At 67.6% G+C, this 19,622-nt stretch carries 19 protein-coding genes and 1 tRNA gene; 14 read left to right on the top strand and 6 right to left on the bottom strand.

Annotation, left to right across the window (positions count from 1 at the left end; all coding sequences use genetic code 11):
* Nucleotides 1-450 precede the first annotated feature (450 nt).
* Nucleotides 451-831: an S-adenosylmethionine decarboxylase gene (locus ACH4ZA_RS18910; protein ID WP_319172048.1), complete on the top strand. Its 381-nt coding sequence runs from the start codon at nt 451-453 to the stop codon at nt 829-831.
* A 29-nt stretch (nt 832-860) separates the two neighbouring features.
* A complete protein-coding gene (locus ACH4ZA_RS18915; RefSeq protein WP_398430443.1) occupies nt 861-1,682 on the top strand; it encodes a 4'-phosphopantetheinyl transferase family protein in 822 nt (273 codons plus the stop codon).
* Between the two features lie 159 nt (nt 1,683-1,841).
* Here the strand turns inward: ACH4ZA_RS18915 and ACH4ZA_RS18920 are convergent, their stop codons facing one another.
* A complete protein-coding gene (locus tag ACH4ZA_RS18920) occupies nt 1,842-2,351 on the bottom strand; it encodes a LuxR C-terminal-related transcriptional regulator (protein WP_398430445.1) in 510 nt (169 codons plus the stop codon).
* A 1,366-nt stretch (nt 2,352-3,717) separates the two neighbouring features.
* Between ACH4ZA_RS18920 and ACH4ZA_RS18925 the strand changes: the two genes are divergently transcribed.
* On the top strand, nt 3,718-4,764 hold the full coding sequence (locus ACH4ZA_RS18925; RefSeq protein ID WP_398430446.1) for a 2-oxoglutarate and iron-dependent oxygenase domain-containing protein: 1,047 nt from the start codon (nt 3,718-3,720) through the stop codon (nt 4,762-4,764).
* Nucleotides 4,765-5,311: 547 nt separating this feature from the next.
* Entirely contained in the window at nt 5,312-5,767 is a 456-nt protein-coding gene (locus ACH4ZA_RS18930; protein WP_319278369.1) for a hypothetical protein, read from the top strand.
* A 1,286-nt stretch (nt 5,768-7,053) separates the two neighbouring features.
* On the opposite strand, the gene ACH4ZA_RS18935 is transcribed toward ACH4ZA_RS18930, so the two are convergent.
* Both ACH4ZA_RS18935 and ACH4ZA_RS18940 read right to left on the bottom strand, forming a co-directional pair.
* Nucleotides 7,054-8,085 (bottom strand): tetratricopeptide repeat protein, encoded by a 1,032-nt coding sequence (locus ACH4ZA_RS18935; protein ID WP_398430447.1) that lies wholly within the window; start codon nt 8,083-8,085, stop codon nt 7,054-7,056.
* A 46-nt stretch (nt 8,086-8,131) separates the two neighbouring features.
* Nucleotides 8,132-8,617: a hypothetical protein gene (locus ACH4ZA_RS18940; protein ID WP_398430448.1), complete on the bottom strand. Its 486-nt coding sequence runs from the start codon at nt 8,615-8,617 to the stop codon at nt 8,132-8,134.
* A gap of 790 nt (nt 8,618-9,407) precedes the next feature.
* Here ACH4ZA_RS18940 and ACH4ZA_RS18945 point away from each other — a divergent pair.
* On the top strand, nt 9,408-10,172 hold the full coding sequence (locus tag ACH4ZA_RS18945) for a hypothetical protein (RefSeq protein ID WP_398430450.1): 765 nt from the start codon (nt 9,408-9,410) through the stop codon (nt 10,170-10,172).
* A gap of 1,051 nt (nt 10,173-11,223) precedes the next feature.
* On the opposite strand, the gene ACH4ZA_RS18950 is transcribed toward ACH4ZA_RS18945, so the two are convergent.
* Together ACH4ZA_RS18950 and ACH4ZA_RS18955 are read right to left on the bottom strand one after the other, a co-directional pair.
* A tRNA-Arg gene (locus ACH4ZA_RS18950) sits at nt 11,224-11,305 on the bottom strand.
* A 109-nt stretch (nt 11,306-11,414) separates the two neighbouring features.
* A complete protein-coding gene (locus tag ACH4ZA_RS18955) occupies nt 11,415-11,615 on the bottom strand; it encodes a dehydrogenase (RefSeq protein WP_398430452.1) in 201 nt (66 codons plus the stop codon).
* A gap of 80 nt (nt 11,616-11,695) precedes the next feature.
* Between ACH4ZA_RS18955 and ACH4ZA_RS18960 the strand changes: the two genes are divergently transcribed.
* Nucleotides 11,696-11,974, top strand: coding sequence for a hypothetical protein (locus ACH4ZA_RS18960; protein ID WP_351004223.1), 279 nt, complete (start codon nt 11,696-11,698; stop codon nt 11,972-11,974).
* 51 nt (nt 11,975-12,025) lie between these two features.
* Here the strand turns inward: ACH4ZA_RS18960 and ACH4ZA_RS18965 are convergent, their stop codons facing one another.
* The gene (locus ACH4ZA_RS18965; RefSeq protein ID WP_398430454.1) at nt 12,026-12,781 is read right to left on the bottom strand and encodes a GntR family transcriptional regulator; all 756 of its coding nucleotides are present in this window, start codon (nt 12,779-12,781) and stop codon (nt 12,026-12,028) included.
* Nucleotides 12,782-12,859: 78 nt separating this feature from the next.
* Here ACH4ZA_RS18965 and ACH4ZA_RS18970 point away from each other — a divergent pair, with 78 nt between their 5' ends.
* The 8 genes from ACH4ZA_RS18970 (at nt 12,860) to ACH4ZA_RS19005 (ending at nt 19,367) form a co-directional block, all read left to right on the top strand.
* Nucleotides 12,860-13,138 carry a hypothetical protein gene (locus tag ACH4ZA_RS18970; RefSeq protein WP_351004224.1) on the top strand — a complete coding sequence of 93 codons (279 nt, stop codon included), beginning with the start codon at nt 12,860-12,862 and terminating at the stop codon, nt 13,136-13,138.
* Between the two features lie 12 nt (nt 13,139-13,150).
* Complete coding sequence (locus ACH4ZA_RS18975) at nt 13,151-13,462, top strand: hypothetical protein (RefSeq protein WP_398430456.1); 312 nt, start codon at nt 13,151-13,153, stop codon at nt 13,460-13,462.
* Between the two features lie 199 nt (nt 13,463-13,661).
* Nucleotides 13,662-13,886 carry a hypothetical protein gene (locus ACH4ZA_RS18980; protein WP_351004225.1) on the top strand — a complete coding sequence of 75 codons (225 nt, stop codon included), beginning with the start codon at nt 13,662-13,664 and terminating at the stop codon, nt 13,884-13,886.
* Nucleotides 13,886-14,626, top strand: a complete 741-nt coding sequence (locus ACH4ZA_RS18985) for a GntR family transcriptional regulator (protein WP_398430477.1) — start codon at nt 13,886-13,888, stop codon at nt 14,624-14,626. Before ACH4ZA_RS18980 ends, ACH4ZA_RS18985 begins: the two co-directional genes overlap by 1 nt.
* Nucleotides 14,623-14,925 carry a hypothetical protein gene (locus ACH4ZA_RS18990; RefSeq protein ID WP_398430458.1) on the top strand — a complete coding sequence of 101 codons (303 nt, stop codon included), beginning with the start codon at nt 14,623-14,625 and terminating at the stop codon, nt 14,923-14,925. The genes ACH4ZA_RS18985 and ACH4ZA_RS18990 overlap by 4 nt, the downstream gene beginning before the upstream one ends.
* A 343-nt stretch (nt 14,926-15,268) precedes the next feature.
* Complete coding sequence (locus ACH4ZA_RS18995) at nt 15,269-15,622, top strand: hypothetical protein (protein WP_398430459.1); 354 nt, start codon at nt 15,269-15,271, stop codon at nt 15,620-15,622.
* 217 nt (nt 15,623-15,839) lie between these two features.
* Complete coding sequence (locus tag ACH4ZA_RS19000; RefSeq protein ID WP_266717847.1) at nt 15,840-16,442, top strand: hypothetical protein; 603 nt, start codon at nt 15,840-15,842, stop codon at nt 16,440-16,442.
* Nucleotides 16,443-17,663: 1,221 nt separating this feature from the next.
* A complete protein-coding gene (locus ACH4ZA_RS19005) occupies nt 17,664-19,367 on the top strand; it encodes a PIN domain-containing protein (RefSeq protein ID WP_398430461.1) in 1,704 nt (567 codons plus the stop codon).
* Nucleotides 19,368-19,622: the final 255 nt, after the last annotated feature.

Here is a 19,622-nt window from a genome sequence, read left to right on the forward strand (position 1 = left end):
TGCTCCAGGCAAGCTGAACGGTGGATTGCGGGACCATCCAGTATACGGGCTGGTAGGCGGCCGAACGGACCCACTCCCATACGGCGGAGACAATGGGAAATCGCGGCGCGAAACGGGGAAACGGGGAATGCTTCTGCGGGTGTTCCGTAAGCGGTGCCGCAGCGTTTCCGGTGAGCTGTCGGACGGTTCGCGGAAACAATTTCCCAACGGCTTCCTGAGCGGCTTCCGCAACGGATTTCACGAGGGCTTCCGAAACGGTTCCGGAACGGCTTTCACGAAAGCTTCCGCAGTGGTCCGGGAGAATCGCCGCCACAATGCCCCGAGTGACCCCGCGCCCCCTTGACGCAGGGCGCGCGCGAGCCGTAGGGCGCCCCGGATGCTACGCTGGGGGCCACCGAGCGCCTATGTGAAAGGAGACGGGGGGAAGCTGTTCGTCACCCCCGGTTCCCCATGACCAACTCCGCCAGCCTCGCCACCGAGGGTATAAACGTCGACGATCTGTGCTCTTATGCGGTCGACGTATGGGTGAGCGATCACAGCATCCTGACCGATGAGGAGCGCCTCCTCAAGGTGCTGCGCACGGCCGCCGAAAAGGGAAACGCCACGGTTCTCGGTGAGGCATCGCACGTTTTCCCGAACGGCGCCGTCACCGCTATTCTGCTGCTTTCCGCATCGCATCTGAGCATTCACACGTGGCCTGAATTCAGTCTCGCCAACGTCGACCTCCTGGCCTACGGCCGGCTGAACGGCGAGCGGATGATGCAGAGCGTCGAACTCGGCCTCTCGCCGACACGGATCAACGTCACGCGTATGCTGCGCGCCGTGCACTGACCCGTCCCTCTCCCTCCGGCACCGGGCCCGTGATCTCCGTGCAGGTGGCGTGGGCGCGCCTCGGCGACGCCCACGCCGGTCTGCTCACGCTCCTCGACCCCGTGGAGCGCGGCCGCCACGACGAGACCGTCGCCCCGGCCGACCGGGCCCGCTTCCTCGTCGGCTGCGCCCTGAGCCGCCTGCTCCTGGGCGAGCTGCTCGGCCTGTCCCCGGCCCGCGTGCCGTTGCGGCGTGTGTGTCCCCGCTGCGGCGGACCGCACGGAAAGGTCCGGCTGGCCATGCCGGACGCCCCCGCGCCCTACGACTTCTCCGTGACCCACAGCGGAGCGGTCATCGGCGTGGCGGTGTCCTCGGACGGGGCCGTGGGCCTCGACGTCGAGGACGTCGAGGCGCCCCTCGACGTCGAAGGCGCCGCCCGGACCGCACTGTCCCCAACCGAGCTCGCCGCCCTGCACGCCCTGCCTCCCGCCGAGCGCCGCCCCGCCTTCCTGCGCGTCTGGACCAGGAAGGAAGCCGTGCTGAAGGCCCTCGGCGTGGGCCTGCGGATGCCGTTGCGCGCACTGGAGGTCTCGGCGCCCGCAGTGCCCCCGGCCGTGCTCGCCTGGCCGCCCCCGCCGGCCGTCCCTCCCGAAGTGCACCCGGCCGATCCGCGCATGACGGATCTGCGCCCCGCCGACCTGCGCATGGCGGATCTGCTCGTCGACGGCGTACACCCGGCGGCGGTGGCGGTGGCGGCCACAGGTGCGACACCGGTGACGAGGGCCGGGGCGCGCAGCACGGTGAGCGGCCCGGAAGGGGTGCGGGTCGTCCTGCGCGACGGCTCGGCCCTGCTCGCGGTCCACGCCCGGTGAGCGGACGTCCCACTGCCGGTGGGCGATGGTCCCACTGCCAGTGGGCGGACGTCCCACTGCCGGTGAGCGACGATTCCACTGCCGGGCGCTGCGCGCTCACGCGTACCCGATTCGTCAGCGTTCAGGAGCCGGGGAGGGCCCACACGCCGGGCGCGACCCTCATACGGGATTCCTGGTCCGTCGCGGTGTGGGTACGAGGCCGGAGTTCGCCGGGTCGGCGTTGCGGGCGGCGACCGAGGAGCCGCCCACCGGGAACCGCGCCACGTATTGCGGCTTCAGCCGAGGCGGCCAGCACTGCGGCATGAAGAGGTTCAGCGCGTAGGCGCGCGCCACGAGAGCGGAGCGGTTGGGCGCCTGCAGTTTCCGCATCATCACGCTGATGTGGTACTCGACGCCGTGGCTGCTCAAGTCGAGCCGCGAGGCCAGTTGCTGAGTGGACAGGCCGGCCGCCACCCCTTCCAGGATCCGGGCGGGCACGGTCGTCAGCGCGGCGGGCGCCGGCGCCGGGCTGCGAGGGCTGCTGCCTGTGCCGTCCACGACGATGAGGACGACGGTGGTGCAGTCGGCCCAGTCGATGTCCAGGGCGATGCCCGTGACCATGCAGTCGGTGTATTCGCCGCCGGCGCCGATTAACGTCAGGGGAACGCTGAAATCACTGCGTCTGTCCACGAGAAGCCCAGTGAAGTGTTCCCGCAGACTCTCCCAGGAGTCCGGACGGAAGCAACGGGACAGGGAATGCCCTCTCACCTCGGCGGGAGTGAGGTCGAGTTGCCGGCAGAACGCGTCGTTGGCCGCCACGATACGGAGCCCGGCGTCGCGGTCGACCGTGCCCACGGCCGTGGCGGTCGCCGACGAGACATTCGGCACCGGGTTTGCGGGCAGTTCCGGGAGTTCGTCGACAGCTGTGACGGTTGTGGGGTGTGGCCGAGGTGACGGGGACAAAGCTGTACCTCTTTCGGGGGGTGGCCGGAAGCGACCCGGTGCGCTGCATTCGGTCGTGACCATGAGAGGCGGCCCCGTGGAAGGACGCCGTTGTCTCTTCCGCCTAGGTCGAACGGTGTGCGCGGAACGCTGCAGATGATCGGCCGGAGCACTCTGCGCGCATGAGGCATGAGAAGTGGTGAACGTGGGGGAAGCGGGTGTCTCCCTGTCAGTTTGCCTTGCAGCAACGGTAGTTGGTCAAGGGTGTCCCGCTGCTGTGTGCAGAGACACGTTGGGATGACCCTGTCGGCCCGCCGGCAGGGTCGCCTCCGGGAAAGGCTCGGACCAATTACGGGAAACCCGCGAGTAACACCGAAGTTCATGCGGGAGCGGCGGGAGAACGGCACCCGGTGCCTCCTCGTGAAGCAGTGCTCCGTTTTGGGCGGTTTGGGGGTCCGGGACTAAGGATTCTCGTAGTCGACCCCAGATACTTGAGGGTTGTAGAGTCCGGGTGTTCTTGCGGAGAGGTGGTCCTTTCACAGCCCCACGCCCCAGTGCGTGGTTCAGTCGCTATTCCCTCCCGAGGAGACGTGCCGGATCTTTGCATGCCTCTGGACGGCGAATCAGGAGAATGCACGGTGAAAGTCGAGAGTTCCATACGAGCGTATTGCCGTCGGCGACGCCTCCGTCGATGTCCCACGGTTGCCGATGCCGTCGGAAGGCCGGATCCGGCAATTGTGCAAGCCCACGACGGAAACGACGAAAGCCACTTCACGGGAACCGGTCGTGACATGCATCGCTGCATGCATCGCTGAATACCCGGCGTAACTCCTCCGCGCCGGCCCCGGCCCCGGCCCCGGCCCCGGTCCCGCCCTGTTGACCAGGTGCGCGACGCCACCGGCTCGGCCGCCGCGCAGCCGCTGCCTGTCGCCGGCCTGGCGAATCGCGGGAAGGGCCCTGCCGGCCGCGAGGTCGTCGCCCACCGTGCCGTGCGCGCATGGCACGGCAGGGCGCCCGGGCCGGTCGGCAGTGGTCGGCAGCGACCTCACGCACACGGTCACCTCTCCCCCTCGTGCCCCGTTCTCCCGCGTAATCCCTTCCGAAAGGAACGCAGTTGACTGATCTAGTGACCTTCGACGTCCCGGAGACCGTCACCGGGACCCCGGAAGACATACGGCTCGGACAGCGGATGATCGAAGCCTGGCAGCGGGACGGCATCTTCCAGGTCGCCATGCGGCCCGCGCAGGAATCCGTGGTCGCCGACGCCTACGCGGCGAGCAGGAGGTTCTTCGCGTTACCCCTCGCCGAGAAGTCCCGGCACGTCAGCGACCTCACCTACAGCGGCTACGTCGCCTCCGGCGAGGAGGTGACGGACGGCGTCCAGGACGGATCGGAGATATTCACCGTCACCAAGGACGTGCCGCCGGACGACAGCCGGGTCGCGGAGAGCTGGCCCTGTCACGGACCCGTGCCCTGGCCCGACGAGCAGTACCGGCAGGCCGTCAACGCCTACATGGAGCAGTCCGGCCACCTCGGGCACCGGCTCCTCCAGCTCGCCGCGCTCGGGCTCGGCCAGGACCTCGACGCGTTCACGCGACTGACCGACGACGGCTGGCACCACATGCGCGTGCTGCGCTTCCCGGCAGCGTCGGCCGCCGGCGACCGCGGCATCGGCGCCCACACCGACTACGGTCTGCTGGTCATCGCCACCCAGGACGAGGTCGGGCAGGCCCTGTACATCCGGCCCCCGATCGAGGGCGAGCGCCGCAACCGCAACTGGCTGCCGGAGGAGAGCGCCGCGGGCGTGTACGAGGACGACGACGCGTGGACGTACGTGCGGCCGGTACCGCACACGTTCACCGTGTTCCCCGGCGACCTCTTCCAGTTCCTCACCGGTGGGAAACTGCTCTCCACCCCGCACAAGGTCAAACTGGCCGACGACGAACGCTACGCCTTCGCGTACTTCCACGAACCGAGCTTCCAGGCCGCGGCCCGACCGCTCGACAGCACGGACGACGCCGAAGTACTCCACTACGGCAGCCACTTCACCTCGATGTTCGTGCGCTGCTACCCGGACAGGGTCACGACACAGCGCATCCACTCCGAGGGCAGGCTGGCCGTCCTGGACAAGCTCCGGGAAGAGGCTGCATCCAGGCCCTGACCCGGTCGACGCCGAGAGTTCGACGCGCACTCGACGGCGCCACCCGCAAGAACCCGGTGACAGCCGGGCGGCCCCGGATCCCCCCGTGATCGTCGAGGGGGTGTCCGGGGCTTCGCGATGTCGCGTCAAACGCGCCGCGGCAGAAGACCGGCCGACGTACGCAGGCCGACGTGCGCAGGCCGACGTACGCAGGCCGACGCGTGCGGGCGGAGGGGTGCGGGCGGAGGGGTGCGGGCGGAGGCGTGCGGGCTGAAGCCGCTCGCCCGGGGTATCCGCCTGAACATGCTCGCTCTGATGGACTACCGCTCGTACCACGGAGCAACGACCGTGTGGGCATTCGTCGTTGCCATCCTCATCGTGCTGGTCGCCGCTTGGTACATCCGGCACCGCCACTAGTCGTGGCGGCGCCTCCATCGCCAACAAGAGGGGGGACGACTACCCCCGCTCGCGGCTCGAGTTCGGCCCCGCCGAATTCCCCCGGGCGGAGGCCCCCACCGAGCCCGGCGTGGCACCATGCCCCCTCCAACACACCGTTCACGGGGGACACATGCGCACCCGCGCCACCATCGCACTCACCACCGCCCTGCTCGCCGCCCTCGCCGCCTGCTCCTCGTCCGGCGACGACAGAGCCGACACCCCGAACAGCAAGCCCGCCACGGCCGCCGAGACGGCGACAACGCCCACCCCGGCGGCACCCGGTGCCGCCGAACTGGAGCGCGTCGCGGACACGTACGTGAACCTCTACTTCGGAGGGGCCGGGGAGGCGGCGTACGCCTTCCTGTCGAAGCGCTGCCGCGCCAAGGCCGACCCGGCCACGTACGCGGCCACCGCGGACCAGGCGGCGAAGGGCTACGGGCCCGACCACCCGGCGAGGGACGTGCGCGCCACCGTCTCAGGGGACACGGGCCGCGTCTCGTACAAAGTGAAGGGCCTGCCCAAGTTCGACCAGCAGGGGCAGCCGTGGAAGGTCGAGGGCGGCGCCTGGAAGTACGACGCCTGCTGACCCCGCGCCACCCGGGCCCCGCCAGCCAGCGTCGGCGGGACCCTGCCGCGCCCCGCGGATGGCAGCCCCCAAGAATCCCGCCGCGCCCGCCCGACATCGGCTGGCCGAAGTTCCGTCCGGGAGTGCTGTCCGGGAAACGGTGTGCGGCACCCGCCCGCCGACGTCAGACGAGTCGCCGACCCTGCGGCCCAACTCCGGCACGCCAGTTCTGGCGATCACGCTCGTCGCGACCGACCCCACCCCGGCCGACCTGTCGCTCATGTCGGGTCTCGAGTCAATCGAAGCACCGGACCATCGGTGTTGACGGCGCACCTTCCTGGCCTCGTCAGCTAAGCCCACGAATCGGGTTGCCCGCGATACTCCGAGGGAAGGTGTCGAGTGCATCTCAGTGAGTCGGAGGGGGCTGCTCATGAGCCGTACGTCGTCGCGTCAAGACAGGGCAGAGCCGGGGCCACCGCCCGAGCGGGGACCCCGTCGTTTCAGCGACGATCCCCCTGATCCCCTGGCCTCGCTGCTGGCCAAGGTCAACAAGGGGGAACACATTTCGACCCCTGGAGACAACGAGGACGGCGAAGACCGCGACCCCCGTGACGAGGAATGGCGGGAACATGATCGCCACGGCCCCTATGCGCAGGGGCGTCGCCGGAGGAACTGACACAGAGGGCGGAGTCCCTGGCTGTGACAGCCCCGTGGGCGACTTGGTCTGAGTGCTGCTCACGCGGGGCGGATTGCCATGCGACGGGCGGACGGTCTGCCGAGCGACAACTCGGAGCACCAACGCCCGGCGCGTGGTCCCGCGGTTGATCTGGAGCGCATCGGGCGGAGACCGTGGCGTGCTTCCGGGCCCTCGATGAGAACGCCACCCTGCGACACCACTTCCGCCACGCTGATGGAGGGCGGCTTGTGGTACATCGAGGCCGTACCCGACCGTGGCGAGTTGATCGTCATCAAGAAGCCGAGCCGACTCCGGCCGGCCAACTGCACCGGTACAGCCGGGAGCCCCTGGAGGACGAGCACGGTTTCCTGACAGAGCAAGCAATCGCCGCTGAAGACGACCCGCTAGCCTCGAACACAATGAGTGGCTGGCGGGGACGCACCGACAACCGTGTGAGCGTGACGGACGGGGCCGATTGGCCGATATGTGCCAGCCCTGACCCCCCGCTCACCTTGTCGTACGCCGCCACCCCTGGCACAGACCCACCAATGGGTGGGGTGACCGACGCCAGCGGCGAAGTCGCGGGGCATTGCCGTGCGGGGCCGCGTCCTGACCGGCGTCGGACGGGGCGTCAGGTCCACGGGCCGCGGATGACATGCCGTTCGGGGAAGATGCGCGACTCGACGTATCTGCGGATCTCCCGTACGTCGTCGGGCGTGCCGATGCCGGGGAGTTCGACGTACTCCGTGGACGAGGCACCGGCCTCGTTGTAGCGCACGCCCAGGGAGGCGGTGTTGGTGAGATATGTGCCGAAGGTACGTACGTAGCTGGGTGATTCGACGATCTGGTAGTACCAGACGAACTGGACCCGGCGCCGGACGAACCCGGCCTTCACGTCGACGCCGTACTCGTAGAAGTCCGCGCTGTTGGTACGCGTCTTGACGTACGCGACCAGGGGGAAAGCCAGGATGAGGGCCACGACGGCCAGGAGGGCGAGCATTCCGAGCATGCGGACGCCCATCGGGATCCGCAGACTCTCTCCCGCGACGAACAGCAGAACGGCGAGCGCCACGGCGATCAGCAGGTGCCTCAGCAGTGTGGGGAGGAGATGGCGGGCCTTGAGGTGGACCGAGCGGACGATGTGGCCGCGGTCGGCCACCCGGTGGGAGTCGACCCGGGCCCGCAGGGTCGGCGGGCCCGGCGTGAGCGTCGGACCGACCAGGGGTGGCGCACCGCCGCCGGGTCCGGCCGGAGGCGGCAGGGGCTGTGGGCCGGCCGCGGTGGCCTCGCACTCGCGCAGCCGGGCCCGGGTGTCTTGGTAGTCGGTGACCGTCAGGACCCGTCGGTAGGCCTCGGCGGCCTCCCCCGACGCGCCCTCCGCCTGCAGGATCCGGCCGAGACGGTACGCGGCCAGATGGTGACGCGGCTCACTGTCCAGGACGCGCCGGAGGTTCGCCTGCGCCTCGGGCGCCCGCCCCAGGTCGGTCAGGCAGACGGCGAGCGCGAAGCGTGCGGCGACGTCGTCCGGTGACCGCTGGAGGAGGCGCTGCAGCAGCAGGAGCGCCTCCTCGGGCCGGCCCCGGCGGTGCAGTTCGCCGGCCTCCTCGTACAGTCCCGCCTCTTCGTCCGGTGCGCCGCCGGGTGACGGTTCGTTCACGATCATCCGGGTCTCCCCCTTCTCGCGCCGGCGGTGCGGGCGCGGTCCCCGTTCACTCGCGGTTCGTCTCGGTGATGCCCGCCTCGGCCCTGATCAGCGGCATGATTCCGCACAGGCCGTAGCCGGCCAGTCCGATCAGCCCGGCCACGAGGCACACCCCGAGGGCGGTGTAGGCCTGGGTGTCGTCGACGGGCGGCGACCCGGCCGGGTGTGGCCGACTCGTCCAGTCACCGAAATGCACGAACTTGATCATTCCTGCGGCCAACACGGCCTGGGACACGGTGTGCAACAGTCGGCCCCACAGATCGCCCGGCCCCGGCCGCACCACCCGGTGGCAGAGTACGAGACCGGTGTTGACGCTGAAGACGCCCAGCAGCACCAGGTCGAGCCAGGCCAGGGGCGCGCCGGGCTGCGGCCAGGGCGGCCCCTCCCCGCGCAGGGCCGCTTCGAGCCAGGGCACCGAAGGGTCCCGGGAGTTCGACCACAGGGGCGAGCGGCCGTCGGCGACGCGACCGTCGATGCCCGTCGCGAGGAGCATGGCGCCGAATGCGCACACCAGGAGCCCCGGCCAGAACAGCGCGCTGCGCGCACCCGGCCCCCGCCCGGCCCCAGGTGACGGTCCCGCTCCGCTCGCCATACCGACCCCCGTCGCCCAGCCCAGGCTGCCGCGCGGCCGTGCGGCTCACGCACGCGGCATCGTCGCGCTGCCCGAAGGGTTCCGCCATGGGCGTGCGGGGTCATACGGAGGGCGCGCGTGGGAAGGCGATTGCGCCTGGTGACAGGGCCTGTCGGCGCGGGGGACAATCGCGGGCGGGTGGAGGTGTCGTACGCCGTTGGGGGTGGGCGCGATGGGCGAACGCTGGCGCATCTTCCGCAGGACCGGCCGACCGCCGGCACGGGGTGGCGGCGGCACCGGGGCGAACGGGGAACGACGCCGGTTCGGACCGAGCCCGGGCAACTCCCCCGGAGGCACGCGAACGCCCGGCACCGTCACGCCGGGACAGGGGCGGACCGCGCCGGAGGGCGGCAACGGGCACAGGGGTGGTGGCGGTGGCGACGGTACGGCCGGATCCGACGCCGGGACGGGCGCGGACGCGGGGGCCGGTCCAGGGCAGCACGTCGGACACGGGCAGCCTGCGGACGGCCAACACGGGCACGGACAGCAGGGGCCCGAGCACGGACACCACAGTCACGGGCACGGGCACGGGCACCAAGGCGACTCCCCTGGCGGGCACTCCGGTGCTGGGCACGGGCACGGACATGGACACGGAAACAACCAGGGGCCCTCCGACACGCAAGGGCACCAGACCCCGCCCGAGACGCCAAGCGTGACACCCGATCACCACGACAAGTTGCCGCCCGTGAAGGGCGAGCCCCAGCCCCACGCGCCCGACTGGAGCGGCAAGGATCCGTATCCGTGGGGCAAGGGAGCCTCGGGCTCCTCGCAGCCACACCCGGGGCATCACGGAGGGGGGCACGATCCCCACGACAACACCGCACCCCAGCCCTCGCCCGGGTCACCGGCTCCGGCGCCTGCCCCGGTAGGCGACGGCCACGGAAGCCACGGTCAGGTCGTAGGAGACGGCGAGGGGGGCGGTGACGGGGAGGAGACAGCCGGCGGTGGTCAGGACGCCGGGGCGCCCGACGCCGGTACGGCCGCTCCGCCGCCCGCGACCGACGGGGGCGGCGCCGCGGACGCGGGGATACGGGAAGAGGCCGGCGACCGGGTGGACGGCATCCCGATCATCGGCGAGCCCACGTCCACCGGTCCGCCGTCGACGCAGACGCCCCAGCAGCCGGACAGCCCTATCCCGGCCGACCAGTACGAGTTCCGGGCCGACCCACCCTCGGCAGCACCGGCAGAGCCACAACAGCAGGACCATGCCACGTCCACCGATCAGCAGGCCTCCGCGGTGGCGCAGGCGGACACGCCCTACTGCACGGGGCAGGACTTCGGGGCCGTGGCGTTCGACCTCGCGGGCGGGGCGGGCCCGGACACGGGTGCGGACGCGTCGGCACCCCCGGACGGCGACACCCCGGCGCCCGGCTTCGACGCCTTCACGTTCTCGGCTCCGCCGGAGGCGATGGCCTGAGTCAGCTGTGGATGCCAGAAGGACCGGACCCAGACCCGCAAGGAGAAAATATCTGCGGTGGGAGTCTCGATCGGGTGATCGCCGCTGGCCGCGGGCACGAAGACGGGGCGTCTTGGTAGCTCGGGGTTGCGAAGCCAACCGAGATCCAGGAGACCCTGTTGCCGCGGTTCTACGTGCTCGCGCCGGTGGAGTTCAACTCGGCTGCCCCGTCGTGTGATTGTGTCGCTCACCGGTTCGCAAACGCGGCCGATCACCCGGAACGTGTCCGGCGGTAATCCTCACCCTCGGCCCCCGTGACCGCTGGGACGCGCTACCCCTGCAACTCCGAGCCGTAATCGCTCTGATAGTCATCGGTCTCGCGGCAGTTGCCGGCTCAGCTCTTGCGGAAACCCTCGATGACAGCCCGCGCTTCCTCAGCTGCGAGCAACGGATCACCTGCTGACTGGAACGTCTGGCCACGCTCCCGGTGGATGCGCCCCGCCGCGGGCGCCCCTGGAACCAAAGGGGAAGGAGTCGACGGCTGTCACCAAGACCAGCAACGCCGTGGACAGCGGTCCTTGATGAACGCAGACCAGGCGGCGGCGCTCCTCGACTGGATCCGTCGCCGGCCACGCGGGGGAACGCGGCTGCATGCATTCTTCGCCACGCTGTACCACTGCGCTCTACGGCCGGAGGAAGCCGTAGCCATGCGAGTGCAGGATGTGACGCTGCCCGGACCGGACGCCGGGGACCAGTGGTGTGAGCTGCTGATCCACACGGCGACTCCGGAGGTCGGCAAGCAGTGGACCGACACCGGGGAGATCCACGAGGAACGTGAGCTGAAGGGCCGTGCCGAGGGTGAGACGCGCACAGTGCCGGGGGATCCCGCCCTGACGTGCATCCTGCGGCAACACGTCGAGGACGGCGGCTGGAGGCCGCTGGAGGCCGCTGGAGGCCGCACAGCCCCGGAACCTCCCCATGATCGTCGGGAGGTGTCCCGGGGCTTCGGCGCGCCGCGCCACACGTGCTCTGAACAGCAAAAATGCCCTCCCGGAGGGAGGGCGGAGACTTGCGCCCCCGGCAGGACTCGAACCTGCGGCCAAGCGCTTAGAAGGCGCTTGAGCTGATCCCCGGATGAGTGGGCCTGACCTGGCCGTTTGTGGGCGCTGAGTGTGGACGTTCGGCGCCTTCGACACACATTCGACCGATGAGAATACGGACGCGCTGTGGCTAGGCCAGCGCGCATCCGGGCACAGTTTGATCTCAGCGGAACAGCTGCGGCACCGGGCAGGGCTCCAACGGCTCCTCCGGCCGGTCGGCCCAGCCCCACCAGACATGCCGACCGGCACATCTCCACAGCGACCGGCAGGTCCGTCGGCCGTCGTCCTCCCGCTTGGACAGTACGAGGCCACCGAACTTCATGGGCTGGCCGCAACCAGGGCAGGCCGGGGCGTCGTTGGTCATGTGCTGGACCCTAACGGAGCGGCAGTCGGCAACTCACAGAGCTGCTGGGCGCTGTCATAGGGCTCGGCTACGGTGCACGCATGACTGACAGGGATCCGCTCGTGCCAGCACTCGCCGGCGTGCTAGTCGATGTCGTGTGGTGGCTGGAGAGTTGCGGGGACGACGAAGTGGATCCCGATTCCGCGGTGAAGATCATGGAGAGCGTCGGCGGGGAACTGCTGCGCCTGCCCTCGGGCCAACGCGAGCGACTCGTGCAGGCCCTCGCGGACCTGGCTGAAGCGGAGCAGGACCCTGCGAGGCGCGACTTCCTGGAGGCGTTCCCCTTCGCCGTCGGCCTGGTCGAGGACGAGGAGAGCTGAGGGCGCGGCCGGCTGATGGGCGTCAGTTGAGCTGTCGCCTGTCTGCGTCGGCTACCGGTTGATCGGGATCTCATAGACGATCTCGCAGCGAGCGGCGGACACGACGATGTCCGCCGTCTCGACGGGCCGCCCCTGGTCGCTGTAGTACGTCCGTCGGATGTGAGTCACGAGCGAGGCTTTCTGGACGCCCAGTAGCGATGCCTCCTCGGCGGTCGCCTGTCGAGGCTCCGGCTGTTCCACGGCGTGGCTGACGGTGACGCCGATCGCGGCCATGCGGTTCACAACACCCGCCCCGGCGTGCGGCCCTCCTTCAGGAAGAACCACGAGCGTGCCCGCGGTGAGGTCGTACGGTTCCCAGCTCGTCGACAGTTGCACGGGCCTGCCGTTGGCAAGGAATTCGTAGGTCGTGCGCACGCACAGATCGCCGTCGGCGATCCCGAGACGCGTCGCGATCTCGGCGGGAGCCGGCACCTTCGCGTCGGTCCGGCTCTCCCAAGACCCCTGTCTCCCGACGGCTTTCATGTCCGAGCTGAACGGGGACCCTTCGGGCTGCTCTCGCGCCGACGAGCGAACGACTCGCACCCGTTGCCTGGGCTCGGCGACGTACGTGCCGGATCCGGCCTGGCCTTCGAGCACGCCTTGGGAGATCAGCAACTCTTGTGCCCGGCGCACCACGTTCTCACCCACGCCGTACTCCTGGCCGATCTGGGCGCGGGAGGGGAGGCGGTCTCCCGGTACCCAGACGTGCTCCGCGATCTGCTGCCGGAGTGCTTCGGCGATGCGGAGATAGGGCGGCTGCTCAGACATATGGAAAATCTAGTCCACTAGCTCTAATCTAGTTAACTAGCTTCACTTAAAGTGATCGCTGGTGACGGAGGCTGCCCTGTGCCCGCTTCGGGAGTTAGCGCGGCGGCCCTCGCCGCCCGGCTGTCCGCCCTCGGGCTACTCACGCGAGTGGAGGAACACCCCCGGCACACGTCGGTGGAAGCGGAAGTGCCGGACGCGCTCTCCGCCGAGTCGTGGCGGGAGGTCCTGGACGTCGTGGCGGAGGCCGATCGATTCGGGCTTCTGGCCACCAGCATGAACGGCCGCACCCTCTGGGCGGTCGTACGCAAAACGGTCCCCTCGATGGGCGATGTCGGGGGACCGGGCGATCAGCGATAGGAGCTGACCAGCGTGCTCAACCGTATCCGCCGTGCCGTCTCATTCACCAGGGAGCGGCACTTCCCCAGGGGCAGACACCGCCGCCCCTTAACGGCTTCCAGGCCGTCGGCGACCCCCGCACCCTCCCTGCGCTCGGACGGGACGGCGGCCGCCCACCGGCCTGCCTCCGGCGAAGCAGACCACCGGCAAACGCTCAGGGGCGAGGACATCGCGCTCGTCCGCCCGTACGTACTGGCCTGGGAGAAGCGCGTGAGGACGCGCCACGTACTCGTCGCTCCGTATCTGCCGGCCGACGCGTGGTCGGCCTTGGTGGGTGTCCATTGATGCCTCCTCGTCGACAGACTCGCGTCACGGACACTTCGCCCGTCACCTACCGATCGACCGCGTGCCGGATCGGCACCCACCACGTCTGTGCGGAGTCCTCCCCCGTCGCGGCACCGGTCGACCTCCCGGTGGTCTACGAGGCGTGCGACTGCCTGTGCCATTCGACTCCGGGAGAGATGAAGCCCTCGGAGGTGCAGCAGTGAGGGAACGAGCGCCTGTCGGCACGCTGGCATCCAACGTCGAGGTGACCGCAGCCACCGTGCAGCGCGGTGACGTCATCCAACTCGGAGGCCGTGCATGCCGGGTGCAGGACCTCTTCCAGCTCGGCCAAGGTGCAAAGCAAATCGTCTTCGAATCGGGCGAGTTGCTGACCATACACACGCGAACCCGGCTCGTTGCCGTGCGAATGATGAGGCGGCGGTGATGCGAACCGTGCCCCCTCGCCACCACCACATCGCCGACGACCTCCGGCACCAGATCACGACCGGCCACCTCAAGCCAGGTGAACGACTCCCATCCGAAACCGGCTTGGCCGATCGATACAAGGTCAGCACAGCAACTCTGCGGAGCGCTCTCGCGGTGCTCCAGGGCGAAGGCCTCGTCGAGAAGCTTCACGGCAAGGGCAACTTCGTCCGTCGCCCGCTCCGCCGAATCATGTACGTCGGCGGCTGGGGGACGCTGGACCCGTGGACCGCCGCCGAAGCGGCCCTACGCGTCACCGTTCGCACCGCCACAGTCCAGGCTGACGGACACCTGACGACCTTGCTGAGGGTGCCGACGGGCAGTCCACTCGCGGAGTTCTTGTGCATCAGCCACGAGGGGGATTCACCGCACGGACTGGCCCGTATCTACATCCCGCGCGACCTGGCGCCAGCGGGAGTGCTCGACGACGAATCCCCGGGCCCAGAGGCAGTCAAGAGATTCGCCGTACTCAGCTCTCCGCCGGCCGCTGTCCGGGAAACGGTCTGCGCCCGCCCGCCGACGCCGGACGAGTCATCGACCCTGCGGACCAACTCCGCCACGCCGGTTCTGGCGATCACGCGCATCGCGACCGATTCCAACGGCCGAGTGGTCGAGGCAGCCCTTCTGGTCTTCCCAGGGGATCGAGCCGACGCAGTCTTCACCACCCATCACACGCTCGAAGAGAGGCAGCCGTCAGCATGACAACACGGAACGAATTGCGCCTCCTCCCGTGGTCAGGCCCAGAGGGCAAGCCCTGCTACCTGAGCACGGATGACAAGGGCGGCTACATGTCCCGCCTGGCTGACAACATCGAAGCGGAGCAGCTCGACACGGCAGCGATGCTGGTGGAGCACGCTTCGAACACCCTCGACGACCAGGCCACGGACCCGGAGGACCTGCGCCGGTTGACCGGGGAGCTGACCGGGAGGCTCCGGGACGTGCTCCGCGTCGCAATCAGCCGCGGTCACCTCTTGGGGATGAGCGAACCGCACCGCTTCTGAAGCAACGGCCGCAAGCAACGCCTGCCGCCGACGACCCTCTGTCTCAACCGGGGAGGGGAGCCCGAGCACGACTCGGCTCCCCTCCCCGCTGCGTTATGTCGGCTACCGCTGAGACCAGGGGCACCGGAACAGAGAAAGCGGCCTCTCTTCGACGGCCTGAACCTCAGCCGACGACAGCCAGCCACGACGGCGGGTGTGCCGACCGACCACGCACGCGTATGCCTCGCCGCACCCCAAGCGGCCTCAGCTTGTGGAGGGGACCAGCCCGTTCGAGCCGGGCCAGGTGGGCTGACATCTGCTGAGCGGTTCGATACGGGGTTCGTCAACGCCTCAGGGTGGGGCCATGGAACGGGAACAGCTCGAACGGCTGCTGCGTGGTGGCGACGACACGTCGTCGGCCGCTCTGGCTGCACTCCGCGCCGACGCTTCATACGTCGTCTGGGACGGAACGACTTCACCCAAGTCACTCGCGACGGTCTACGGGCGCCGACTCCGTCACACCCTTCGGAGGGGCATCGAGACCTCCGGCTTGGCCCGGGCCGTGGAACGCCTCGACCTATGCAGCCAACCGGTTCGACTGGGGCAGATCAGGACTGCCGACGGATCGTGGATCTACGTGCTGTTTCTCGATGCGGACGGCAACACGCTGGTGGCGTGCACTGGCGTACGGCAATCCCAACCCGACTCGGCCTGCTGAACCTGCGCACGGCCAACCCGCTTTCCGACTGTGTTGGTGCCTTGCAGTGTCGCGTACGGGGCTTCACCTGCGTTCACGGACGGTCCGCTCGTGGGTTGCAGCCGACTCGTGGTCTCGCCTGAAGGGCCTTGAACGGGGCTGAATGAGAAAGAAACTGAGACGGAGCCCGCGCAGAACTCGGGTGACGGTTGGATGCGATCGGCGCTAGCGTGCGGCGGTGATCAGCAATGAGGGAGTACGCCTGGGTGCGGAGGCCGCACATCGCCTGGCACAGACGGGCCTCTATGAGTTCGAGGCGGGGCTGACGGAGGCCGAGTTCACGCGCGTCGAGCGCGAGTACGGCTTCGAGTTCGCGGACGATCACCGAGCATTTCTTGCGGCCGGGCTCCCGGTCAACGTCCCTCCCGAGGACGGGCAGACCTGGTCCAGGCCCTGGCCAGAGTGGAGGAGTGGTGATCTGGACAGCTTGCGTCGACAGCTCGACTGGCCGGTCGAGGGCCTACTACTCGACGTTGAGCACAACGGGTTCTGGTACGAGGGCTGGGGCGAACGTCCAGCCGACGGAACGGCGGCGCTGGCTACGGCGCGGCATCATCTGGCGGAGGTGCCGGTGCTGGTGCCTGTCTATGGCCACCGATACCTGCCCGCTGGCCGGGGATGCTTCGGGCATCCGGTGCTCTCGATGTGGCAGACCGACATCATCTATTACGGCCTGGACCTGGCCGACTACGTGCACCAGGAGTTCGACGAAGCGCGGGGCGACGTCGACGAGAGCTGGAACCCTCGAGCGACGGCGCCCTTCTGGCGGGACCTTCTCTAACTCTCCGGGGAGCCCCGAGCATGCTGCGGACACTCTGAGCTTGGGAAGCTTGGGTTCTCCGCGCTCGATAGACCCGCTGACCTGCTGCGCAGCGACGTCGCGACATGTGGACGTGGTCGGTGAGTGACCGCTGTTCCCCGTGGCTCCCCGCGCTATCTGGCACGGGTCTGGCACGGTCCTTATCGCGGCCCTGGCGGCTTGGGGACATCCTTGTCCATCAGCGCGTTGGTGAACTCAACCGCGAACCGGTGTGTCTCTGGTGACACGTCGGTGGGTTCGCTGGCGTACCAGCGGAAGGTGTCCAGGTTTCGCTCAGCCTCCTTCAACCAGTGGGCCAAGCGGTGAAGCTCTCCTTCGCTGAGCCTGGTGGCGGCCTGATGAACCCACGTCTCATCTGGCCCGGTGTAAGTCCCCAGAGCCATAACGGCGAGCTCCACTACGTCCGGCGCGAAGACGGACCGGCAAAGATCACGGGTATCAGGAGAGACTGGCATACGCCGAGGATGCGGTGTCCAGGGTGGCAGGGCAATGGAGAGTCCTTGCCGACTTCGCACCCCCGGCACCGGAAGCCCCCGCCCCGCGAAGAAATCACAGGTCAGGGGCTTAACAGCGTCGCGTTACTTCTTCTTGCCCTGGGTCTTGCCGGGGATCTTGCTGACCTGCGTTTTCGCTGGTCAAGGACGGTGGGCTCGTGCGCCTGGTGGTCGGCGTTGGTCGTCCTTGGCCCCCCCTGAGTGACCTCGGACGGCCCAGGGACGGCCCAGCTCTGCCGCGCTCGATGAGGCCGGCACCTTCGATGCGCCCCGCCTGAACCTCAGCCGACGACAGTCAGCCACGACGGCGGGTGCGCCGACCGATTACGCACGCGTGTGCCTCGCTGCGCCCCCACCGGCCTCAGCCACGCTGCCAATGGCGTCGACCAGAGCAAGCTGTGACGGCGGGACCGTTGCGATAGCGGAAGCTCTTGACTTGGAAGCTTGGTTATCCATGGGGTAGTTGGTGGGTTGATCTGCGACGAACGGGCGTTCCAACCTGGGCGCATCCGTTGCGCAGTTCCTGCTGTTCCCCTGAGTCTGGCACGTTGAGTGACACGAGCCTCGGCTTCTTGCTTCGAAGCACCTGGTGGAGGCTGGGACTGTCGGCCTCATCCAGCCGCAGCCCCCTACTGTGGAAGTCTGCAATGTCCCGCCTTGTCAGCGACTGTGACGCTACGCTGCCGTCGTGACAGATGAAGAGACGAGCGAAGCTTCAAGTTCTGATGTCCCGCGTGAACGCGGGATATTCGATGGGTTTTCCGGCTACACAACCCCCACTGAAGATGACTGGAAAAATGTCCTGAGTGAGGGGCTCATAGTTGTTGATACGAATGTTCTATTGAACCTCTATCGATACAACCAGGACGCGCGGAGCTCTCTCCTGGCCACACTGCAGAAATTTGAGACGCGCCTTTGGGTTCCACATCAAGTCATGGATGAATTTTGGCGCAACCGTGAGAGCGCTCTTGAGGATCCAGAAAGGCAGCTTCAGCAATCTATTTCGGCTCTGAGATCCGGCCTAGACAAGCCAATTTCTGATCTGCGCCACTGGGTAAACCGCGTCTCCTTGGACCGGGCAAGCGCCTTCCAGCTTGAATCGAAACTGACGAGTGCACTCGAAGATGTAATCGGCAGCATGGAAGCCGTGGTTGATAGCAGCGGAATTGAGATGGAGGCGGATACATCAAAGGATGCAGTAGTGGCAAATCTTACTGCCCTGCTGCAAGGAAAAATTGGCGGACGTCTCGACGCGAAGGACCATGAGGCTGCCGTAGTCGAAGGAAAGCGGCGCATCGAGAAAGAAGTGCCGCCTGGCTATAAAGATAAGAAGAAGCAATCACGAGGCGATGATACGGAGGTGGGAGACTACCTCGTATGGCTTCAATTGATTCATGAGGCTAAACTGAGAGTCAAAGATGTTCTTTTGGTGACTGGGGATACAAAGGAGGATTGGTGGCGCACTCGAAATCGCATTCCTCTGGGTCCTCGTAATGAGCTAGCCGAAGAGCTGCTCCGCGAGGCCGGCGTCCGGCTATACATGCTGAAGCCGGATCGACTGCTTACCTACGCTCGCGACTTCCTGCAGGTCGCCGTCAGTGAAGACTCGGTGCAAAATGTGGAGATGGTAAATGCTCAGTCGGAATCCGACGAGCTATTTCGGCATCTAGAACGATTGGCTGAATCGAATACTGCCCATGCTGTCGTCAGTACCTGGGTTGAGGTTGAAAAGGCGCTACGCAGGACGCTTCCAGATGACCCATCGCAACATCGTCGGACTACTGCGATGCAGATGATTGGGGAACTTGCACAGCAAGGGCTAATCTCCCAAGAAATGGCACGCTCCGCCAAAGAGTTGAACCAGATTCGTAATCGTATCGCGCATACAGGGGAATCGGAGCTAACGCAAGAAGGTGCGGTCTCATTCGTATCCGCGGCAAGAAATCTGATCGATGCTCTGACCCTGGCAGCCACTCCTCAAGCGCAAGGACTGCGGTTTGAGAAAGCAATGATTGACCTCGTTCGAGCTGCTGGATTCGATATAACCTCGGCAGATCTTTTGGTCGACCAAGGCTATAGCTTCCGTGTTGCGCATCGTTCGCGGCCGGAAACGTTCGTTGCAATCCAGGTTAAATATTATTCGAGCGGTTCATTCGGCGCAAGGAATCTTGAGGTGCAGCAAGAGCGACTCTCCTCATTGCCGGGCGACGTGACCTCCCTGCTCGTGGTGACTAACGCGCCTCTTGCGGATACGGTGCAAGCTTTTAACGCCTCCGCCATTGGAGAAAGCCCGTTCACGCTGGGAGGGCGCCGCTATATGGAGGTCGTACAGTGGAGAAATTCGGACGATGATCACCTTGTGGTGCGTGCTCTAATGAGATCGATGCTTTAAGGCGGCTGATCGCTGTGTGCGCGGCACGGACACCGGCCGGGCTGGAGCGGGGCGGAGACAGGAGCGCAGGCCCGGCCGGGGGCCGGGCCGCGCGCGGGGAGCGGAGCGAGCCGCCTTGATGAAGGAGAGAAAGTCTTATCCCGCTGGGATGAGGTGCTTGTGTCCGGTCCCGGGAGATGCTTGACACTTCGATCCCAGCTGATGGTTGACGGTGGCCGTGATCGGCTTTGCTGTGCACGTCGTTGCGGCGTGTGG

This window comes from Streptomyces sp. NPDC020597, from assembly GCF_044335095.1.
Classification (GTDB): Bacteria; Actinomycetota; Actinomycetes; order Streptomycetales; family Streptomycetaceae; genus Streptomyces.